Source organism: Paenibacillus sp. 37, assembly GCF_008386395.1.
Taxonomy (GTDB): Bacteria; Bacillota; Bacilli; order Paenibacillales; family Paenibacillaceae; genus Paenibacillus; species Paenibacillus amylolyticus_B.
Map to the genome: position 1 here is coordinate 819,417 of NZ_CP043761.1, position 19,357 is coordinate 838,773.

10 protein-coding genes, 3 rRNA genes and 2 riboswitches are annotated in these 19,357 nt (G+C 46.9%); of the genes, 12 read left to right on the top strand and 1 reads right to left on the bottom strand.

The genetic code is table 11. From position 1 onward, the window contains the following. Positions 1-17: 17 nt before the first annotated feature. From guaA to F0220_RS03850, 8 genes are all read left to right on the top strand, one after another. Entirely contained in the window at positions 18-1,556 is a 1,539-nt protein-coding gene (gene guaA, locus F0220_RS03815; RefSeq protein WP_105602336.1) for a glutamine-hydrolyzing GMP synthase, read from the top strand. Positions 1,557-1,815: 259 nt separating this feature from the next. Beyond that, on the top strand, positions 1,816-2,049 hold the full coding sequence (locus tag F0220_RS03820) for a hypothetical protein (RefSeq protein ID WP_146117124.1): 234 nt from the start codon (positions 1,816-1,818) through the stop codon (positions 2,047-2,049). A gap of 403 nt (positions 2,050-2,452) precedes the next feature. Beyond that, positions 2,453-2,552, top strand: a riboswitch (purine riboswitch). Positions 2,553-2,723: 171 nt separating this feature from the next. Next, on the top strand, positions 2,724-4,100 hold the full coding sequence (locus F0220_RS03825) for an NCS2 family permease (protein ID WP_105602335.1): 1,377 nt from the start codon (positions 2,724-2,726) through the stop codon (positions 4,098-4,100). A gap of 723 nt (positions 4,101-4,823) precedes the next feature. Further along, positions 4,824-6,376, top strand: a 16S ribosomal RNA gene (locus tag F0220_RS03830). A gap of 342 nt (positions 6,377-6,718) precedes the next feature. Then, positions 6,719-9,646: ribosomal RNA gene (locus F0220_RS03835) — 23S ribosomal RNA — on the top strand. A gap of 81 nt (positions 9,647-9,727) precedes the next feature. After that, a 5S ribosomal RNA gene (gene rrf / locus F0220_RS03840) occupies positions 9,728-9,844 on the top strand. Together the 16S, 23S and 5S rRNA genes form the textbook arrangement of a ribosomal RNA operon. A 229-nt stretch (positions 9,845-10,073) precedes the next feature. Beyond that, complete coding sequence (locus F0220_RS03845) at positions 10,074-11,579, top strand: alpha/beta hydrolase family protein (RefSeq protein ID WP_105602012.1); 1,506 nt, start codon at positions 10,074-10,076, stop codon at positions 11,577-11,579. Between the two features lie 335 nt (positions 11,580-11,914). Further along, entirely contained in the window at positions 11,915-12,919 is a 1,005-nt protein-coding gene (locus F0220_RS03850) for a ketoacyl-ACP synthase III (RefSeq protein WP_149846268.1), read from the top strand. 176 nt (positions 12,920-13,095) lie between these two features. On the opposite strand, the gene F0220_RS03855 is transcribed toward F0220_RS03850, so the two are convergent. Further along, the gene (locus F0220_RS03855; RefSeq protein WP_149846269.1) at positions 13,096-15,030 is read right to left on the bottom strand and encodes an amidase family protein; all 1,935 of its coding nucleotides are present in this window, start codon (positions 15,028-15,030) and stop codon (positions 13,096-13,098) included. Between the two features lie 372 nt (positions 15,031-15,402). Between F0220_RS03855 and F0220_RS03860 the strand changes: the two genes are divergently transcribed. The 4 genes from F0220_RS03860 to F0220_RS03870 all read left to right on the top strand — a co-directional run bounded on the left by F0220_RS03860 (position 15,403) and on the right by F0220_RS03870 (position 18,828). Beyond that, complete coding sequence (locus tag F0220_RS03860) at positions 15,403-17,532, top strand: DNA topoisomerase III (RefSeq protein ID WP_149846270.1); 2,130 nt, start codon at positions 15,403-15,405, stop codon at positions 17,530-17,532. A gap of 162 nt (positions 17,533-17,694) precedes the next feature. Next, positions 17,695-17,832, top strand: coding sequence for a hypothetical protein (locus F0220_RS32385; RefSeq protein WP_017690703.1), 138 nt, complete (start codon positions 17,695-17,697; stop codon positions 17,830-17,832). A 124-nt stretch (positions 17,833-17,956) separates the two neighbouring features. Next, positions 17,957-18,220 carry a DUF1294 domain-containing protein gene (locus F0220_RS03865; RefSeq protein ID WP_017690702.1) on the top strand — a complete coding sequence of 88 codons (264 nt, stop codon included), beginning with the start codon at positions 17,957-17,959 and terminating at the stop codon, positions 18,218-18,220. 173 nt (positions 18,221-18,393) lie between these two features. Next, complete coding sequence (locus F0220_RS03870; protein WP_076215141.1) at positions 18,394-18,828, top strand: universal stress protein; 435 nt, start codon at positions 18,394-18,396, stop codon at positions 18,826-18,828. A 270-nt stretch (positions 18,829-19,098) separates the two neighbouring features. After that, positions 19,099-19,200, top strand: a riboswitch (purine riboswitch). The last annotated feature ends 157 nt before the right edge of the window (positions 19,201-19,357 follow it).

A 19,357-nucleotide genomic window follows, 5' to 3' on the forward strand; every position in this document is an offset into this window, starting at 1 on the left:
TTGAGGGAGGCACGGTTATGAATAAGCAGAATGAGATTGTGGTTGTCCTTGACTTTGGGGGCCAATACAACCAGTTAATCGCCAGAAGAATCCGGGATCTTGGCGTATACAGCGAGCTTTTGCCGTATAACACACCGGCGGAAAAGATCGCAGAAATGGCACCAAAAGGAATCGTATTTTCAGGTGGGCCGTCCAGCGTATACGCTGAGAATGCTCCACACGTGGACCCAGGTGTCTATGACCTGGGCTTGCCAATCTTCGGTATCTGCTACGGGATGCAGCTTATGGCCCAACAGCTCGAAGGTAAAGTAGAACGTTCCGAGAAGCGAGAGTACGGTAAAGCAGACCTTGAGTTTGCTGCGGGATCTACACTGGCAAAAGGCATTGAAGGCGAACATACGGTATGGATGAGTCACGGTGACCACGTGGTTACACTTCCTCCAGGTTTCAAACTGGATGCAGGCACGGAAAGTGCGCCAATCGCTGCCATGAGTGACGATGAGCGTAAATTGTATGCTGTTCAGTTCCACCCTGAGGTACGTCACTCTGTTCGCGGTAACGACATGATTCGTAACTTCCTGTTCGAAATCTGTGGTTGCGAAGGCAACTGGACGATGGAGACATTCATCGATGACACCATCAAAGACATTCGTGAAAAAGTGGGCGACAGTAAAGTACTGTGTGCGCTTAGCGGCGGTGTAGATTCTTCCGTTGTAGCTGCATTACTTCACAGAGCCATTGGTGATCAACTGACATGTATGTTTATCGACCATGGTCTGTTGCGTAAAGGCGAAGCAGAAAGTGTAATGGAGACGTTTGTTGGCAAATTCGACATGAAAGTTGTCAAAATTGATGCACAAGAGCGTTTCATGTCCAAACTGGCTGGCGTGGATGATCCAGAACAAAAACGTAAAATCATCGGTAACGAGTTTATTTACGTATTTGACGAAGAGTCCAAGCAGTTCGATGACTTTGCATTCCTGGCACAAGGTACACTGTACACGGACATCGTAGAAAGTGGTACAGCGACTGCACAGACCATCAAATCCCACCACAACGTGGGCGGTCTGCCTGAAGACATGAACTTCAAACTGATCGAGCCACTGAGCACGTTGTTCAAGGATGAAGTACGTAAAGTCGGTACCGAGTGTGGCCTGCCGGACGAAATTGTACACCGTCAGCCGTTCCCTGGTCCGGGTCTTGCGATCCGTGTTCTAGGTGAGGTTACTGAAGAGAAACTTAAAATTGTTCGTGATTCAGACTACATCCTGCGTGAAGAGATTGCCAAAGCCGGTCTTGACCGCGAAATCTGGCAGTACTTCACTGCCCTGCCGAACATGAAGAGTGTTGGCGTTATGGGTGATGCACGTACGTATTCCTACACTGTGGGTATTCGTGCAGTAACATCCATCGACGGTATGACTGCGGACTGGGCACGTATTCCTTGGGATGTGCTGGAGAAAATCTCCGTACGGATTGTTAACGAAGTTGATAACGTAAACCGTATCGTTTATGACGTAACATCCAAACCACCTGCAACAATCGAGTGGGAATAGGGTATAGACTCTGAACGATAGATTATAAAAATGCTCTTTTATCTGCGGTATTTCGCAAATAAAAGGGCTTTTTTTTATAAGAAGAATATTGTGATCAAGTTTTCATTGGGTACTTTTTTTACAAATAGTACACTCTCAAAATTAATCCCATTTTAAAGTTCACTTCATGATCCTTTCAGGTCCAGCCTGTACAATAAGTACATACTAAGAGCTATATGCCTACTGAAAGGAGATTGAATGTATGCGTAAAACCGACTATATGAGCAAATGGAAGATGGGCATTGGAAGTGCATTTCTGATGGTGATGCTGGCAGGATGCGGTTCAGGTGTGCAAGATCTGGCTTCCGGTTCGGGGGACTTTCCATTTACGAATTTAGAGGCAGCGGATGCTTCTTCCGATCAGACCAGAAACCAGGAGTTATCCTCTGACACAACAACAAACGCGAATCAGGAACAACAAGAGATACAGGATACTCCGCAGACAGAGATCTAATTAACATAGGACTGATCCGGCAAAAAAAATTCTCCGGAACATGTCGCAAATTGCTCCATATACCTAATGAGTATATGCCTTCGGAATACGAGACATCGTTATTCCTAGATCATCATTCACCTCATTGCTAAAAACGCATCAGAAACATAAGCTAGCCTGATTAGAGCGCTTCTGCTCTTTGATCAGGTTAGCTTTTTATGTTATCCTGTGGAACTTTCAGCCTGAAAGAATGGACATATCCCATTGAGATTTCATCGAAAAAAGCGCATTCAATTGGGTTGTAAACCGCTGAACTGGTTCAATCTGTTAAATAATACGAACGATATTATACAAGGGTGAGATTAATATTCGTTTTTCTCATTGACAAAAACATACTGCCCTCCTAAAATAGTGATGGGAAACAAACAAATAGCGCATACTTATTCGTATAATCCTGGGGATTGGCCCGGGAGTCTCTACGAGATCACCCTAATGATCTGGCTACGAAGAGGAGAAGGCTAAGCACATGAATTCTACATGATTGCGGGGACATCACGCACATTAGAATTTTTTTTGTTCTTAGTAAAGGCATCATGCCACTCCTTGTCAGCTGAACCCTGGGTGAAGAATCTTCATCAGGGTCATTTGTCGTTTTTCAATATGGCTTCAACATCTCTAAGGGGGAGTTAGTAATTATGGATCGTTTCTTTAAATTAAAAGAAAACGGAACAAACGTTAGAACGGAGATTGTTGCGGGTCTCACTACGTTTATGACAATGGCTTACATTCTTTTTGTGAATACGTTGTTCTTGGGACAAGCCGGTGCGGGGATGTCGGATAATGCAGTATTCTTTGCAACAGCCGTCGGCGCCGGATTAATGACTATTATTATGGGATTGTTCGTGAATATTCCGATTGCGCTCGCACCAGGTATGGGATTGAATGCGTACTTCATGACTGTCGTTCTAAGTTCGAATGGAGCGATTACTTGGCAAGCTGCTCTCGGAGCGGTATTCCTTTCCGGTATCGTGTTCATTATTCTGACCGTGACCAAGATTCGGCAAATGTTGCTTGTTGCAGTACCGCAGTCGATCAAAATGGCCATTACGGTTGGTATCGGTCTCTTTATTACGATTATCGGTTTCAAACTTGCTAATCTCGTGGCTGTAACGGTGAATGTTGCGCCAGACGCAGATCTGAGCCAGCCGATTCCAGGCAGCAGCTTTAATCTTTCATTGGGTAACTTTATAACGCATCACGATGCATTACTTGCACTGATTGGTTTGCTCCTTATTGCTATACTGATGGTTATGCGTGTTAAAGGCGCTCTGCTAATCGGGATCGTAGTAACAACGTTAATTGGTATTCCGATGGGTGTTACAAATCTGAGTGGTCTTTCGGGCGCAAGCTGGTTGCCTAACTTCAGTGATCTGGCGGTTGGACAGCTGGATTTAAAAGGTGCCATCAGTCTGGGATTGTTCGAAATCATCTTTATCTTTACCTTCGTTGAATTGTTCGACACGTTCGGTACGATGGTAGGTACTGCAACGCGTATGGGCATTATGAAGGACAAGAAAAAAGGCGAGAAAACCATCGGTAAAGCGATGCTCGTCGATGCAGTTGGTGTCAGCGCAGGTGCTGCACTGGGTACAAGTACCATTACGGCATACGTTGAAAGTGCTTCAGGTGTTGAGGCAGGTGGACGTACAGGACTGACTTCGGTAACGACAGGTTTGTTGTTCATTTTGGCTCTGTTTATCGCGCCTCTTGCGCTTGTTGTTCCATCCGCTGCGACGGCTCCGGCATTGATCATCGTGGGTGTGCTTATGATGAGTCAAGTGCGCAGCATTGAGTGGGATGATTTCCTGCAAGCTTTCCCTGCGTTCCTTACCATTGTATTGATGCCTTTCACAGGTGGAATCGCAAACGGGATCTCCGCAGGTATCGTATCTTATGTGATTTTGGCGGTGTTCAGTAACTTGGTAACAGAGCGTAAAGTGAAAATTCACTGGCTTATGTGGATTTTGGCGCTCATTGTAGTTTGCCGATACGTATTTATTGGCGGGGAGTAGGGTTCGTTAGGTGTAACGAAGAAATATCTCAGATACGTTTGCTATCCTATAAATGAAGAAGCGGAAGCCACGGGATTTAGACCCTGGGCTTTCGCTTTTTTTATATTCTTTTTTTGGGAAAAATGAATTTGAAAAATGTTTTCCTTCTATATAGAAGGAAAGAATATAATGATCTATGATTTGTCGGTTGTTTATCCAATGAAATCATCGGTTAATAAGTTTCTATAACGTGATGAGTCTGTACTGTATACAATATGTGTTTCTCTATTACTCCGATTCATTAAAATTTATAACCGGATGTATCATCTGGTCGATAATAAGGAGATACTTGCTAAAAGGACAGCAGGGAACTTATTTTATAAGATTTAATGTTTTTCGAAAAAAGACTTGCGTTCCGTATCTGTACATGGTATATTCTATTTCCGGCCAAAAAAACACGAGATACACGGTGCGGCAAGCGGTTGAAATAAGCTTCGAAAGAAACTTAAAAAAAGAGCTTGCAAAGTTGGTTCGGACATGATATTATATAAGAGTTGCTGAAGAGAACAACATTCGGTAACGAAACAAGTTTGATCTTTGAAAACTGAACAACGAGTGAGTAAACATTCTGCTTGCAGAATGAACGCGAAAGTTGAGACAAGCTTTGGCTTGGATCGACTGGAGCACAAATGAGATTTTTAATCTCGTCAGATTCAAAATGAGCTTATCGCTCTTTTCAATACTTTATTGGAGAGTTTGATCCTGGCTCAGGACGAACGCTGGCGGCATGCCTAATACATGCAAGTCGAGCGGAGTTGATAGGAAGCTTGCTTCCTTGATACTTAGCGGCGGACGGGTGAGTAACACGTAGGCAACCTGCCCTCAAGTTTGGGACAACTACCGGAAACGGTAGCTAATACCGAATAATTGTTTTCTTCGCCTGAAGGAAACTGGAAAGACGGAGCAATCTGTCACTTGGGGATGGGCCTGCGGCGCATTAGCTAGTTGGTGAGGTAACGGCTCACCAAGGCGACGATGCGTAGCCGACCTGAGAGGGTGATCGGCCACACTGGGACTGAGACACGGCCCAGACTCCTACGGGAGGCAGCAGTAGGGAATCTTCCGCAATGGGCGAAAGCCTGACGGAGCAATGCCGCGTGAGTGATGAAGGTTTTCGGATCGTAAAGCTCTGTTGCCAGGGAAGAACGCTTGGGAGAGTAACTGCTCTCAAGGTGACGGTACCTGAGAAGAAAGCCCCGGCTAACTACGTGCCAGCAGCCGCGGTAATACGTAGGGGGCAAGCGTTGTCCGGAATTATTGGGCGTAAAGCGCGCGCAGGCGGTCATTTAAGTCTGGTGTTTAATCCCGGGGCTCAACCCCGGATCGCACTGGAAACTGGGTGACTTGAGTGCAGAAGAGGAGAGTGGAATTCCACGTGTAGCGGTGAAATGCGTAGATATGTGGAGGAACACCAGTGGCGAAGGCGACTCTCTGGGCTGTAACTGACGCTGAGGCGCGAAAGCGTGGGGAGCAAACAGGATTAGATACCCTGGTAGTCCACGCCGTAAACGATGAGTGCTAGGTGTTAGGGGTTTCGATACCCTTGGTGCCGAAGTTAACACATTAAGCACTCCGCCTGGGGAGTACGGTCGCAAGACTGAAACTCAAAGGAATTGACGGGGACCCGCACAAGCAGTGGAGTATGTGGTTTAATTCGAAGCAACGCGAAGAACCTTACCAGGTCTTGACATCCCTCTGATCGATGCAGAGATGTATCTTTCCTTCGGGACAGAGGAGACAGGTGGTGCATGGTTGTCGTCAGCTCGTGTCGTGAGATGTTGGGTTAAGTCCCGCAACGAGCGCAACCCTTATATTTAGTTGCCAGCACTTCGGGTGGGCACTCTAGATAGACTGCCGGTGACAAACCGGAGGAAGGTGGGGATGACGTCAAATCATCATGCCCCTTATGACCTGGGCTACACACGTACTACAATGGCCGGTACAACGGGCTGCGAAATCGCGAGATGGAGCCAATCCCAACAAAGCCGGTCTCAGTTCGGATTGCAGGCTGCAACTCGCCTGCATGAAGTCGGAATTGCTAGTAATCGCGGATCAGCATGCCGCGGTGAATACGTTCCCGGGTCTTGTACACACCGCCCGTCACACCACGAGAGTTTATAACACCCGAAGTCGGTGGGGTAACCGCAAGGAGCCAGCCGCCGAAGGTGGGATAGATGATTGGGGTGAAGTCGTAACAAGGTAGCCGTATCGGAAGGTGCGGCTGGATCACCTCCTTTCTATGGAGAATCGTTTCCTGCAACGGAAACATTCAAATATAAGTCTTCAGGAAGCATGCTTCCGAAGCGAGCTTTACTTCGTAAAGCTTTTAACTCACTCGTTGTTCGGTTTTGAGAGCTCAAACTCTCAAACAGCTTGCTTTTGCATGGAGCTTGTTCTTTGAAAACTAGATATCGAAACGAAACAAACGCGAATTAGAACATTCCTTTTTAGCTGAACTTGTGTTAAACAAGTTTCAATAAAAACGGTAGATTGCTGGAGCGAGTGATCGAAATGGAGTGACTTTTGGCTTTGGACGTAGTCCAAAACAAGGGAAGCGACAGCTCGAACACGAGCGCAATGGTTAAGCTACTAAGAGCACACGGAGGATGCCTAGGCGCTAGGAGCCGATGAAGGACGTGGCGAACAACGAAACTGCCTCGGGGAGCTGTAAGCAAGCTTTGATCCGGGGGTGTCCGAATGGGGAAACCCAGCTGGGGTAATTTCCAGTTACTCACAACTGAATACATAGGTTGTGTAGAGGCATACCAGGGGAACTGAAACATCTAAGTACCCTGAGGAAGAGAAAACAATAGTGATTCCGTCAGTAGCGGCGAGCGAACGCGGAGAAGCCCAAACCAGAGAGCTTGCTCTTTGGGGTTGTGGGACGTCTCACATGGAGTTACAAAGGAACCGGTTAAGCGAAGAGGTCTGGAAAGGCCCGCCAAAGAAGGTAAAAGCCCTGTAGTTGAAAGTCTGTTCCCTCCGAGACGGATCCCGAGTAGTGCGGGGCACGTGAAACCCCGTATGAATCCGGCAGGACCATCTGCCAAGGCTAAATACTTCCTAGCGACCGATAGTGAAGCAGTACCGTGAGGGAAAGGTGAAAAGCACCCCGGAAGGGGAGTGAAATAGAACCTGAAACCGTGTGCTTACAAAAAGTCAGAGCCCGTTTTAGGGGTGATGGCGTGCCTTTTGTAGAATGAACCGGCGAGTTACGTTCCCGTGCAAGGTTAAGGTGAAGAGCCGGAGCCGCAGCGAAAGCGAGTCTGAATAGGGCGACATAGTACGTGGACGTAGACCCGAAACCGGGTGATCTACCCCTGTCCAGGGTGAAGGTGCGGTAACACGCACTGGAGGCCCGAACCCACGCATGTTGAAAAATGCGGGGATGAGGTGGGGGTAGCGGAGAAATTCCAATCGAACTCGGAGATAGCTGGTTCTCCCCGAAATAGCTTTAGGGCTAGCCTCGGAAAACAGAGTCGTGGAGGTAGAGCACTGATTGGGTGCGGGGCCCGCAAGGGTTACCAAGCTCAGTCAAACTCCGAATGCCATAGACTTACTTCCGGGAGTCAGACAGTGAGTGCTAAGATCCATTGTCAAAAGGGAAACAGCCCAGACCATCAGCTAAGGTCCCCAAGTGTGTGTTAAGTGGGAAAGGATGTGGAGTTGCACAGACAACCAGGATGTTGGCTTAGAAGCAGCCACCATTGAAAGAGTGCGTAATAGCTCACTGGTCGAGTGACTCTGCGCCGAAAATGTAACGGGGCTAAACACACCACCGAAGCTATGGCTTGATGCTTTGCATCAGGGGTAGGGGAGCGTTGTATAAGGGTTGAAGGTGTACCGTAAGGAGCGCTGGACATTATACAAGTGAGAATGCCGGTATGAGTAACGAAAAGATCAGTGAGAATCTGATCCGCCGAAAGCCTAAGGGTTCCTGAGGAAGGCTCGTCCGCTCAGGGTAAGTCGGGACCTAAGGCGAGGCCGAAAGGCGTAGTCGAAGGACAACAGGTCGAAATTCCTGTACCACCGTAAGCCGTTATGAGCAATGGGGGGACGCAGTAGGGTAGTGACGCGGACTGATGGATGTCCGTCTAAGCAGTAAGGCTGATGTGTAGGCAAATCCGCACATTGTAAGGCTGAGCTGTGATGGGGAGCGAAAATTATAGTAGCGAAGGTCATGATCTCACACTGCCAAGAAAAGCCTCTAGCCAGGTGATGGTGCCCGTACCGCAAACCGACACAGGTAGGCGAGAAGAGTATTCTAAGGCGCGCGGAAGAACTCTCGTTAAGGAACTCGGCAAAATGACCCCGTAACTTCGGGAGAAGGGGTGCCCCGGTAGTGTGAATAGCACGAGGGGGCCGCAGTGAAAAGGCCCAAGCGACTGTTTAGCAAAAACACAGGTCTGTGCGAAGCCGTAAGGCGAAGTATACGGGCTGACGCCTGCCCGGTGCTGGAAGGTTAAGGGGAGTGGTTAGGGAGTAATCCCGAAGCTGTGAACCGAAGCCCCAGTAAACGGCGGCCGTAACTATAACGGTCCTAAGGTAGCGAAATTCCTTGTCAGGTAAATTCTGACCCGCACGAATGGCGTAACGACTTGGGCGCTGTCTCAACGAGAGATCCGGTGAAATTTTAATACCTGTGAAGATGCAGGTTACCCGCGACAAGACGGAAAGACCCCATGGAGCTTTACTGCAGCTTGATATTGAATTTGGGTACGATCTGTACAGGATAGGTGGGAGCCTTTGAAGCATGAGCGCCAGCTTGTGTGGAGGCAACGTTGGGATACCACCCTGATCGTATCTAGGTTCTAACCTGGTACCGTAATCCGGTGCGGGGACAGTGTCAGGTGGGCAGTTTGACTGGGGCGGTCGCCTCCTAAAGAGTAACGGAGGCGCCCAAAGGTTCCCTCAGAATGGTTGGAAATCATTCGAAGAGTGCAAAGGCATAAGGGAGCTTGACTGCGAGACCTACAAGTCGAGCAGGGACGAAAGTCGGGCTTAGTGATCCGGTGGTACCGCATGGAAGGGCCATCGCTCAACGGATAAAAGCTACCCTGGGGATAACAGGCTTATCTCCCCCAAGAGTCCACATCGACGGGGAGGTTTGGCACCTCGATGTCGGCTCATCGCATCCTGGGGCTGAAGTAGGTCCCAAGGGTTGGGCTGTTCGCCCATTAAAGCGGTACGCGAGCTGGGTTCAGAACGTCGTGAGACAGTTCGGTCCCTATCTGTCGTGGGCGTAGGAAATTTGAGAGGAGCTGTCCTTAGTACGAGAGGACCGGGATGGACGTACCGCTGGTGTACCAGTTGTTCCGCCAGGAGCACCGCTGGGTAGCTATGTACGGACGGGATAAACGCTGAAAGCATCTAAGCGTGAAGCCCCCCTCAAGATGAGATTTCCCAGTATGTAAGACCCCTTGAAGACGACGAGGTAGATAGGCTGGGGGTGGAAGTGCAGCAATGCATGGAGCTGACCAGTACTAATCGGTCGAGGGCTTATCCAATAGCAAGTGATAATTCGCGTGTTTCGTTTCGAATCTAGTTTTCAGAGAACAACAACTCTGAAATGTTAATTAAGCTATGCGTTTGGTGGCGATGGCGGAGGGGTTCCACACGTACCCATCCCGAACACGACCGTTAAGCCCTCTAGCGCCGATGGTACTTGGACCGCAGGGTCCTGGGAGAGTAGGACGCCGCCAAGCAATCTAAAGACACACTTGATGATATCGAGTGTGTCTTTTTTTGTTTTTGTTTATCTAATTTGATCTATGAAAGAGGAACAGCTCACATTTGTTGGGCTGTTTCTTATGACCCTCTCACTTCACTTACACGATTGTAAGGCAATTGCAAGATAGATCAATATTATCAACTCAGTGGCTCCTGTATACTAATCCTATCCATCGATGGGGTTGAATTTCAGGGGGAGTTGCCGTGAGGTTATTTGAAATCCTATTATTCTTCTCTAGTGTATGTTTATTGGCATTTTTGTTCATTCCCAATCAACGTATACGAAGAACAGCTTTGCTCATGACAAGCGGAGTCGGCTTTATTATTTTAGTGATACATTTTCTAGCTGAAGGATACAGGATTCAGCTTGTATTCTTATACGGATTTACGACCCTGATGTTCATGTTTTCTCTTATAAAAGTTGTTCGAACGCAGAAAGGAGTGTGGCCAGCCTCCCGAATTCCTAGAGTGCTTGGTCCCCTTTTTATTGCAATTGGGCTGATCGCAACAGTCTGTTTCCACTATGTGTTTCCGGTTTTTGACCTTCCAGCACCAACTGGCAAGTTAAAAGTAGGCACACAAGTCTTTCATTTCGTCGATCCAAACCAGGAGGAGACATTCGGGAAATCAGAGACAGGCAAGAGAGAATTAATGGTTCAGGTGTGGTATCCGGCTGAAGCTGGCACTGGGAAGTATACTCCATTTATCCCTAATCCCCGAATCTTATCTTATATGGCGGAGAATTATGGTCTCCCCGGGTTTACTTTTCAACACCTGAAGTATGTATCCAGTCATGCTTACTTGGCGACTGAAGTCTCTTCGGCTCAGGCCTCATACCCACTGATTCTTGCAAATCCCGGTTTTGGTTCCTCCAGGTTTCTTCACACGTCACAAGCCGAAAATCTGGCGAGTCACGGATATATCGTGGCAGTGATCGACCACACCTATAATACATTCGCAACCGAGTTTCCGGACGGTCAAATCACGACCAGCACAACCAGCGATTTGTTTTCACCCGAACATGATTACAGAACAGAAAGAGAAAACCGTGACAAGTTGGGAAAAGTGTTAACCGACGATGTGGTGTTTGTGCTGGACCAATTCGAACTGATTCAATCGGGGAAAATTCCAAGTCAGCTAAAAGGGAAGGTGGATGTGGGTCATATAGGAGTGTTCGGTCATTCCATTGGAGGAGCGACGGCCTATGATGCTTCATACGATCCACGAATAAAAGCTGGGATAGACCTTGATGGAGGACTTTATGGTCTGCATGACAAAGAGGGCCTGCGGAAGCCGATTTTGTTCATGAACTCGGAAAGTGGATACGAAAAATTAAAAATGTTGATCGATCACCGAGTCTACACGGATGTTGAACTTGAGCGTATGGGTAATACAAGAGAGTGGGTGGATCAAGAAAGGAAAGACAAAAAGTTGGAGCTTGATCGGATGCGTAAAACAGTTGCCGCAGGGGGACAAGTTCTATATATCGATAATGCGGAGCATTTAAATTTTACAGACGTGCAGTTCATTTCTCCAATTTTCAAAATTCTGGGTATTACAGGGAAGATTGCGCCCGATAGAGCGAATTTCATTATTAATTCCTATATGCTGGATTTCTTTGATATGTATCTGAAAGAAAAGGGTGGAATCTTAATGAATGGACCCGATAGTCGGTTTCCGGAAGTGAAGTTCATAACCCCACTATTATAATTATGGAACAGGTTGTCGATATTGCGATAACCTGTTTTTTATATGATTTTGTATCCGTTTCTTCAAACGTAGCTAGCAGAAATGTCAATCCCCCATCCCCGTTATTGAGGTTCACCTTAACCTGAAATTTTTAATTCGACTGATGTAACCCTTATATAAGGACAAAGTGTCTTTAGAAAGCTCGTAAATAGGGTAATGGTTCAGAAACATCTCTTCAAGCGGATAAAAGTAATGCTGATTCCAAGTATAAATTGAGTAAAGATTATAAAAAGATTAGTACCAACTACTAAGACTTAGTGCTATAATGATAAAAAACAAGTGAGGTGACTACCGGTATGAATCATCAATCAAAGGCAACCATCACGGCAATGGGGACGTATGTACCGGATCGAATATTAACGAATGCTGATCTGGAGAAATTAGTGGAGACTAGTGACGAATGGATTGTGCAACGTACAGGCATGAGAGAACGGCGAATTGCAGCTGATGATCAATATGTATCTGACCTGGCTACGAAGGCTGTAGAAGATATGATACGTCGTTATGATGTGAGTGTAGAAGATGTGGATATGATCCTTGTGGCTACAAGTACACCTGAATATGCTTTCCCAAGTACGGCATCCAGAGTACAGGCTAATCTTAAGATCTCACACACGGGTGTACTGGATTTAAATGCTGCATGCGCAGGTTTTACCTACGGACTACAGCTTGCTGACAGTCTGGTGACCAGTGGAATGTACCGCAAAGTACTGGTTATTGGAGCAGAGACATTATCCAAAATTACGGATTATACAGACCGTACAACTTGTGTACTGTTTGGTGATGGAGCGGGGGCCCTCTTGGTGGAGAGATCATCGGGTGCTGAAGGTGACTTTATGGCAGCCGTATCAGGTACACATGGAGAAGGCGGTGTACATCTCTATAAGACTGGCTTATCTTCTGAGATGAATGGTGTGCCTTTACAGGGTGAGGGATGTCTTGTCCAGAATGGCAGAGAGATTTATAAGTGGGCTGTACGGACGATCCCAGAGCAATTGGATAAGCTGATAACAAAAGCTGAATTAAGCCCTGACCAGATTGACTGGTTTGTCCCGCATAGTGCAAATATGAGAATGATTGAAGCTGTTTGCGAACGTGGTCCTGTTCCTTTGGAACGTACGTTAACCAGTGTCGAGTATCGTGGGAACACATCGGCTGCTTCCATTCCGCTTGCTTTACAGCTTGCAGTGGATGAAGGAAAATTGAAAGAAGGACAGAGCGTAGCTCTCTTTGGCTTTGGCGGTGGTCTGACGTACGCAGGTCTGGTACTGAGATGGGGCGTACCGGACAAAGTTCAGTAATGGATAACATACGAGAATTTGCAACATCAAATTAGACAAAGGAAATAAAAGAGATCACCCAGACTTCATACAATCATGAAGAGGGTGGTCTCTTTATTGAGATAACTCGTTTGAATAAAATGATATGAATGCATCTGTTTTTGTGTTAACAGGAAATGCTTAATCCCATAAATATTTTACGGCGTAAGTTTTGGGGCTTGACGGTGGTGAGTTCCTTGTTCGTAGCTGTACGCTAGCTTGATCAAAGTTCCTTCATCAAAAGCACGGCCCAGGAATTCCATGCCTACAGGCAGACCATCGGTTGTGAAACCAGCAGGAACCGTGACCGCCGGGAAGCCGGAGAATGGACTCAAACGGTTGTTACCACCGGAGTTTTGTGCTTCGCCAATAACACCAGCGGCTTGTGTGGACGTAGGATAGATGATGGCATCCAGGTTATTATCTGCCATAACTTTCAGCAGGGACTCACGTGTAACTTGGGTGCGTTTCAGAACGATGTCCTTGTATTCGGTAGTCTCCAATGTTTGGCGTGCATCCCGAGTTTTCATGGATTGCTCCTGAGACTTATCAAACTCTCCGGAAGCGATGATCTCGGACAGACTGTGATATGGAGCATCTGCACCCAATGATTCCAGATAGTCATTCAGCTGGAACTTGAATTCATATCCACTAAGGCTTGGGTATTTGTTGATCTCGGCCAAGTTCGGGATAGAAATTGGAACTGCGGTAGCGCCAAGTGACTTCAATTCTTCCACAGCTGTGTTGATTACGTCAGCAACGGCTTTTTCTTCAGCTTTGGTACTTGGGATGAGTTCTGTGGCCACACCGATGCGTGCACCTTTCAACCCGTTTACATCCAAGAAATCAGTGTAGCTGGAGGGGATTTTCCCAACCGCGTAAGCTGTAGCGACATCTTTTTTGTCATAGCCGGCTGTAGCATCCAGCATGATTGCGGCATCACTTACGGTACGAGCCATTGGTCCACCGACATCCTGTGTCAAAGCCAATGGAATAATGCCTTCACGGCTAGACAGTCCGATGGTTGGGCGCATACCCACAAGGCTGTTGAAGCTGGATGGGATTCGGATTGAACCGCCAGTGTCTGTACCCATGCCGGCTGCGGCAAAGTTAGATGCAATGGCAGCACCTGTTCCACCGCTTGAGCCACCTGGATAATGGTCCAGGGCGTAAGGGTTAAGTGTTTGTCCACCCAATGAGCTGGATGTCGTGATGCCAAATGCGAATTCATGTAGGTTTGTTTTGCCCAAAATAATGGCGCCAGCTGCTTTGAGTTTCTTCACTTGTTCAGCATCGTGAGCAGGAATGGAATCTTTCAGACAGATACAGCCTGCGGTTGTCGGCATGTCATTGGTATCAAAATTGTCTTTCACCAAAATCGGAACGCCATGCAGAGGCCCGCGAGCACCTTGGGCTGCACGTTCTTCATCCAATTGCTCCGCAATTTGGAGTGCATCCGGGTTCAGAGTTAATACGGCATTTATGCTCACGCCTTGATCATCGTATTTTTCAATGCGGTCCAGATATTTCTGAACCAGTTCTTTTGATGTCAGTTTTCCTTGCGTCATTGCGGCCTGGAGATCCATAATGGTTGCTTCCTCCAAGACAAACGGTTTTATGTAGTTATAAATGCGGTCTTTCAGTATGGATAGGTCATTCTCGGTAAGTACAGCTTTTGGAAGGAAGAGGGAATCGGTATAACCTTTCATTAACCCTGCGGTATTTAATGCACCAACAGCACCTGCGAAAGTGGCTTCATCCGGGACATCCTTAAATGATTCGGTAGTCGAATCCAGCTTGAGCCATTGTTGCAAGGCAACCGCAGCATCTTTACGTTGTACGGTTGTGCCGGAGAATTTGTCCATGGTAAAAGGAACACCTGCAAGTGTTGCCGCTTCTTCCATGGCCTGAACAAATGCTGCCGGAGTAACAGGCGCTTTTCCTTTGGATACAGCAGCTACTATTGTTTTACTCGTAGGCGTTGCCGTTGCGGCTGATGCCGAAGGCACCGTTCCTCCCCATGTTGTGGCAACAACAGCTCCCGCCAGTAACAAAGTCCCACTTTTTTTCAATACAGATCCATGATAAGTCATGCATCCACGCTCCCTTCCTGTGTCTCATTGATGTGTGCTAGCAGCGATTCTGTTTCTATGCTTTTGACACATTGTATAGTCATGTCAGGTAATCTTACAATGTTTATATTTATCCAAAAAAACGTATACATCAATATTGATCAGTATAAAACCTTATTCATGCTTCTATTTACGTGAGCTCAGAAAAACTATTAATTATTATAATGTGAGTAAATATGACATCTATTCGATATATTGATTAAACATGAGGTTACAGGATACGAGTAGATTAGGAAGTAGAGATGACAGAGCATACCTTTCGTGTGAAATGATATAATGAAAAGATAGGAATAAAAGAGACATAACGTTCTACCAGAGAGGAAGAGATATGAATTGAAGACATTGGTACTCGCAGAAAAACCGTCTGTGGCACGCGAAATAGCCAGAGTTATGGGTGCACGTGATAAACATAAAAGTTATATGGAAGGCCCGAAATATATCGTTACCTGGGCGCTTGGACATCTGGTTGGATTAGCTGAACCGGAGGATTACGACAAGAAGTATGCAACATGGAATCTGGAGGACCTGCCAATTCTGCCAGAACGTACGAAACTGAAGGTACTTAAAGAGACCAACCATCAATATAAAGCCGTCCAGCAGTTGATGAAACGTCAGGATGTAGGTGAGCTGGTCATTGCTACGGATGCGGCCCGTGAGGGAGAATTGCTGGCCCGTTGGATCATGCAGATGGCGGGGTGGAAAAAATCGTTCAAACGTCTGTGGATTTCGTCCCAGACAGATAAGGCGATCAAAGACGGATTTGCTTCGCTGAAGCCAGGCAGTCAGTTCGACCGTCTCTATGAATCAGCACGTTGCCGGGCCGAGGCCGACTGGATGATTGGACTTAACGTGACCCGTGCGCTAACCGTTCGTTTCAATGCACAGTTGTCTGCTGGACGGGTCCAAACTCCGACCTTGGGCATGATTATGGATAGAGAAAATGAAATTAATGGGTTCCGCTCGCAGGAATATGAGACGTTAACGGCAGATTTGGGCGATTTTCAGGCTGTTTGGCGGGCAGCAGGGGGAGATTCACGCATTTTCAACCCTCAAGAAATGCAAGAATTGAAGAAGCGGGTAGACGGGCGCAAGGGCACGATTGCCCAGGTGAAGAAAAGCGAGAAAGTAGAGCCGCATCCATTGGCATATGACCTGACAGAACTGCAACGGGATGCCAACCGGAAATATGGTTTCTCGGCAAAGCAAACATCAAATGTCCTGCAACGTCTGTATGAACAGCACAAACTTGTGACGTACCCACGTACGGACAGCCGGTACCTGACTGCCGACATGACAGCTACATTGAAAGAACGTCTGGACAGTGTAGCCATTGGACCTTATGCGTCTCTGGCACGTCCTTTGCTGCGCAAAAATCTGAATATCACCAAACGTATTGTGGATGACAGCAAAGTGACCGATCACCATGCCATTATCCCCACGGAGCAAACGGTACTTCTGAATCAATTGAACCCGGAGGAACGCAAATTGTACGATCTGATCGTACGTCGTTTTATCAGCCTGTTCTATCCGGCAGCGAAGTACGATTCCGTTGCAATCACGGTGCAGGTGGGGAATGATTCCTTCCATGTCAAAGGTACAACGGTGAAAGAAAGCGGATGGCGTGAAGTATACGGCGGCGATTACAGCGATGATGACGATGACCGTACTGATGATGCAGCAGACCATGAGCGTGCGCTTTTGCCAGATGTGCAGCAAGGACAGTCCGTGACGGTTCAGCGTTGTCATATTAAAAGTGGACGGACGATGCCGCCCAAACGGTATACCGAAGCTGCTTTGCTTTCCCAGATGGAAAAGCATGGACTCGGTACTCCGGCTACACGTGCGGATATTATCGAGAAGCTGGTCAGTTCCGATACAATAGATCGTCAAGGCAACAGCATGCACCCGACTGGCAAAGGAAAACAGTTGATTGAACTGGCTGCTCCGCAGCTTCGTACACCGGATCTGACTGCTCGCTGGGAGGCTGAGTTGGAACGAATTGCACGTGGGCAAGGGAAACCAGGACCGTTCCTGGATAGTATTCGTTCAATGGCGAAAGAGCTAGTGTCTACGGTAAAAGGCAGCAAAGCAGAGTACAAGCCACATAATGTGTCCAATAGCCATTGCCCGGACTGTAACGCACGGTTGTTGGAGAAGAAAGGCAAGCGAGGCAAGTTTCTTGTATGTCCTACCGAGGACTGTGGATATCGTCGTTCGGCAGAGAAAAGATTGTCCAATCGTCGTTGTGCGCAGTGCCACAAAAAGATGGAAATCAAAGAAGGCAAGGCGGGGTTATACGTACAATGTCTACCTTGTGGTATTACAGAAACGTTGGATAAGGACAAACAGCATGTGAACAAACGCGATCAGCAAAAGCTGGTAAAACAATATGCGAAACAGGAGTCCATTGGGTCTAACCTTGGAGATTTGCTGAAGGCGGCTATGGAGAAAAAGGGAAAGTAACACGCTTGAGGTAGTTGAGGTCGTACCTCGTGCACTACGAACCATGTGAATGATTTACTTATTTACTCCAAATAAACTGATTGAGACTTTTCTATTCATACTTGTAAAGTCGTATAAGATCCTCCGTTTTCAGGCAACGTAAGCCAAGGAGGTGATACCTATATGCCGCATAACAAACCAGAGAAAATCCATAACCAGCAAAACAAAGACAGTATTCGGGAAGAGAGTATCGCTGTGCGCCCGGACAAAGCAGCCAAAAGAGCACCAAGTCTGAACGGTATTCCAAAACAGGAGTCCTAGGTCAGGGCGATGAAGCATTTTACACAAATTTGCGGTTCCCTACCTGGTGCGTTGAACATGTCTCTGATGAGGACTATAATGGAGACAGGGAGATGTCCCGGGACAGGGGGATCGCTAGAATTATATGCAAACCGGACTTATATTGTGGTTTTTATTTATTAATGTAGTTGGTTATCTGGTGATGTCGGATGATAAGAGGCGTGCACAACAGCGTCGTGACCGTACACCTGAACGAACGTTATTCTTGCTTGCGTTTATTGGCGGTGCTTTGGGAGTCTGGATCGCGATGTATCGGAAAAGGCATAAGACCAAACATCCCAGCTTCACCATTGGCATTCCGTTGTTGTTGTTCCTGAATGCGGTAATCTATGGTTACTTTATTCAATGAACACTTGAAACACACGCGTAATCGTTCACAGGTTTCATATGTAAATTCTTTCGTATAAATGGTTCATTGTGGCTCCGGAACGTTTAAGAAGTTATATGCTATGTTAGTTTATTGGATGTTAGACCGAAGCTTGCTTCGCGTGCTCTACATATAAAGGAAGGGACGGGATTCACATGTTATTTTCTAAAATATTAGTGGCTTATGATGGTTCCAAAGCTTCAAATAAAGCACTTGATCGTGCAATTGAGCTAGCCAAAGTGTCCCCGAATGCTGTACTGGATGTCATTCATGCTTTTGATTTCCCGCGTGTATTCATCGGTGAGGGGTTGGCGCCACTGCCACCTTCACTTAATAATGACTACTACAATCTGGCGGTGCAAACGACAGATGAAGCGAAAGAACGAATTCAGGCTGCTGGTGTAACGGCCAATGTGGATCTGATTCAAGGGGCGGCAGCCGAAGTGTTGCTTGATTTTGCCAAAGAAAATGATTCTGATATCATTATTATTGGTAGTCGTGGACTTGGTGGAATTCGGGAATTTGTCCTGGGTAGTGTCAGTCACAATGTGGTGCAGCATGCTCAGGTTCCAGTACTTGTCGTAAAATAATGGATGAAGTGTGCACGCACTGAAAAGCAGGGAGCCGGTTGTCTTCGAGAGATTGAAGAGGAGCCGGCTTTCTTTTATGGGATGAAATGGATGGCTGAGCGAATTTAAAGAAGCAATTCCCGAACATTATATTTGTCAATATGTTAAATGTTCGTCTTTAAGTTGACATTAGCTGTAGGGGATTGTTAGAATGTTAGATGTGTCGATCAGGTAAGAATAAGGTCGAGTAGGAACGAAATATGTAATAAGAGATTACAAAAATGAACGAAGATAGTTTGATAGATATTTGCTCGTATAACGCCGGGAATAGGGCCCGGAAGTATCTACCCGGGAACCGTAAATTTCCGGACTACGAGGAGATACGGCTGAGAGTCGCATGCAACTAGATGCGGACAGCAAGCCCCCTTTTGGCATGCCCAAATGAGGGATACGTATTTCTTAGAGTCCGGTGTCCGGAGAAAATGTGATGTTTTCGCGGGTAGCGGATTTTTTCATTTCACACGTAAAATGAATTCATTAATACCTGATG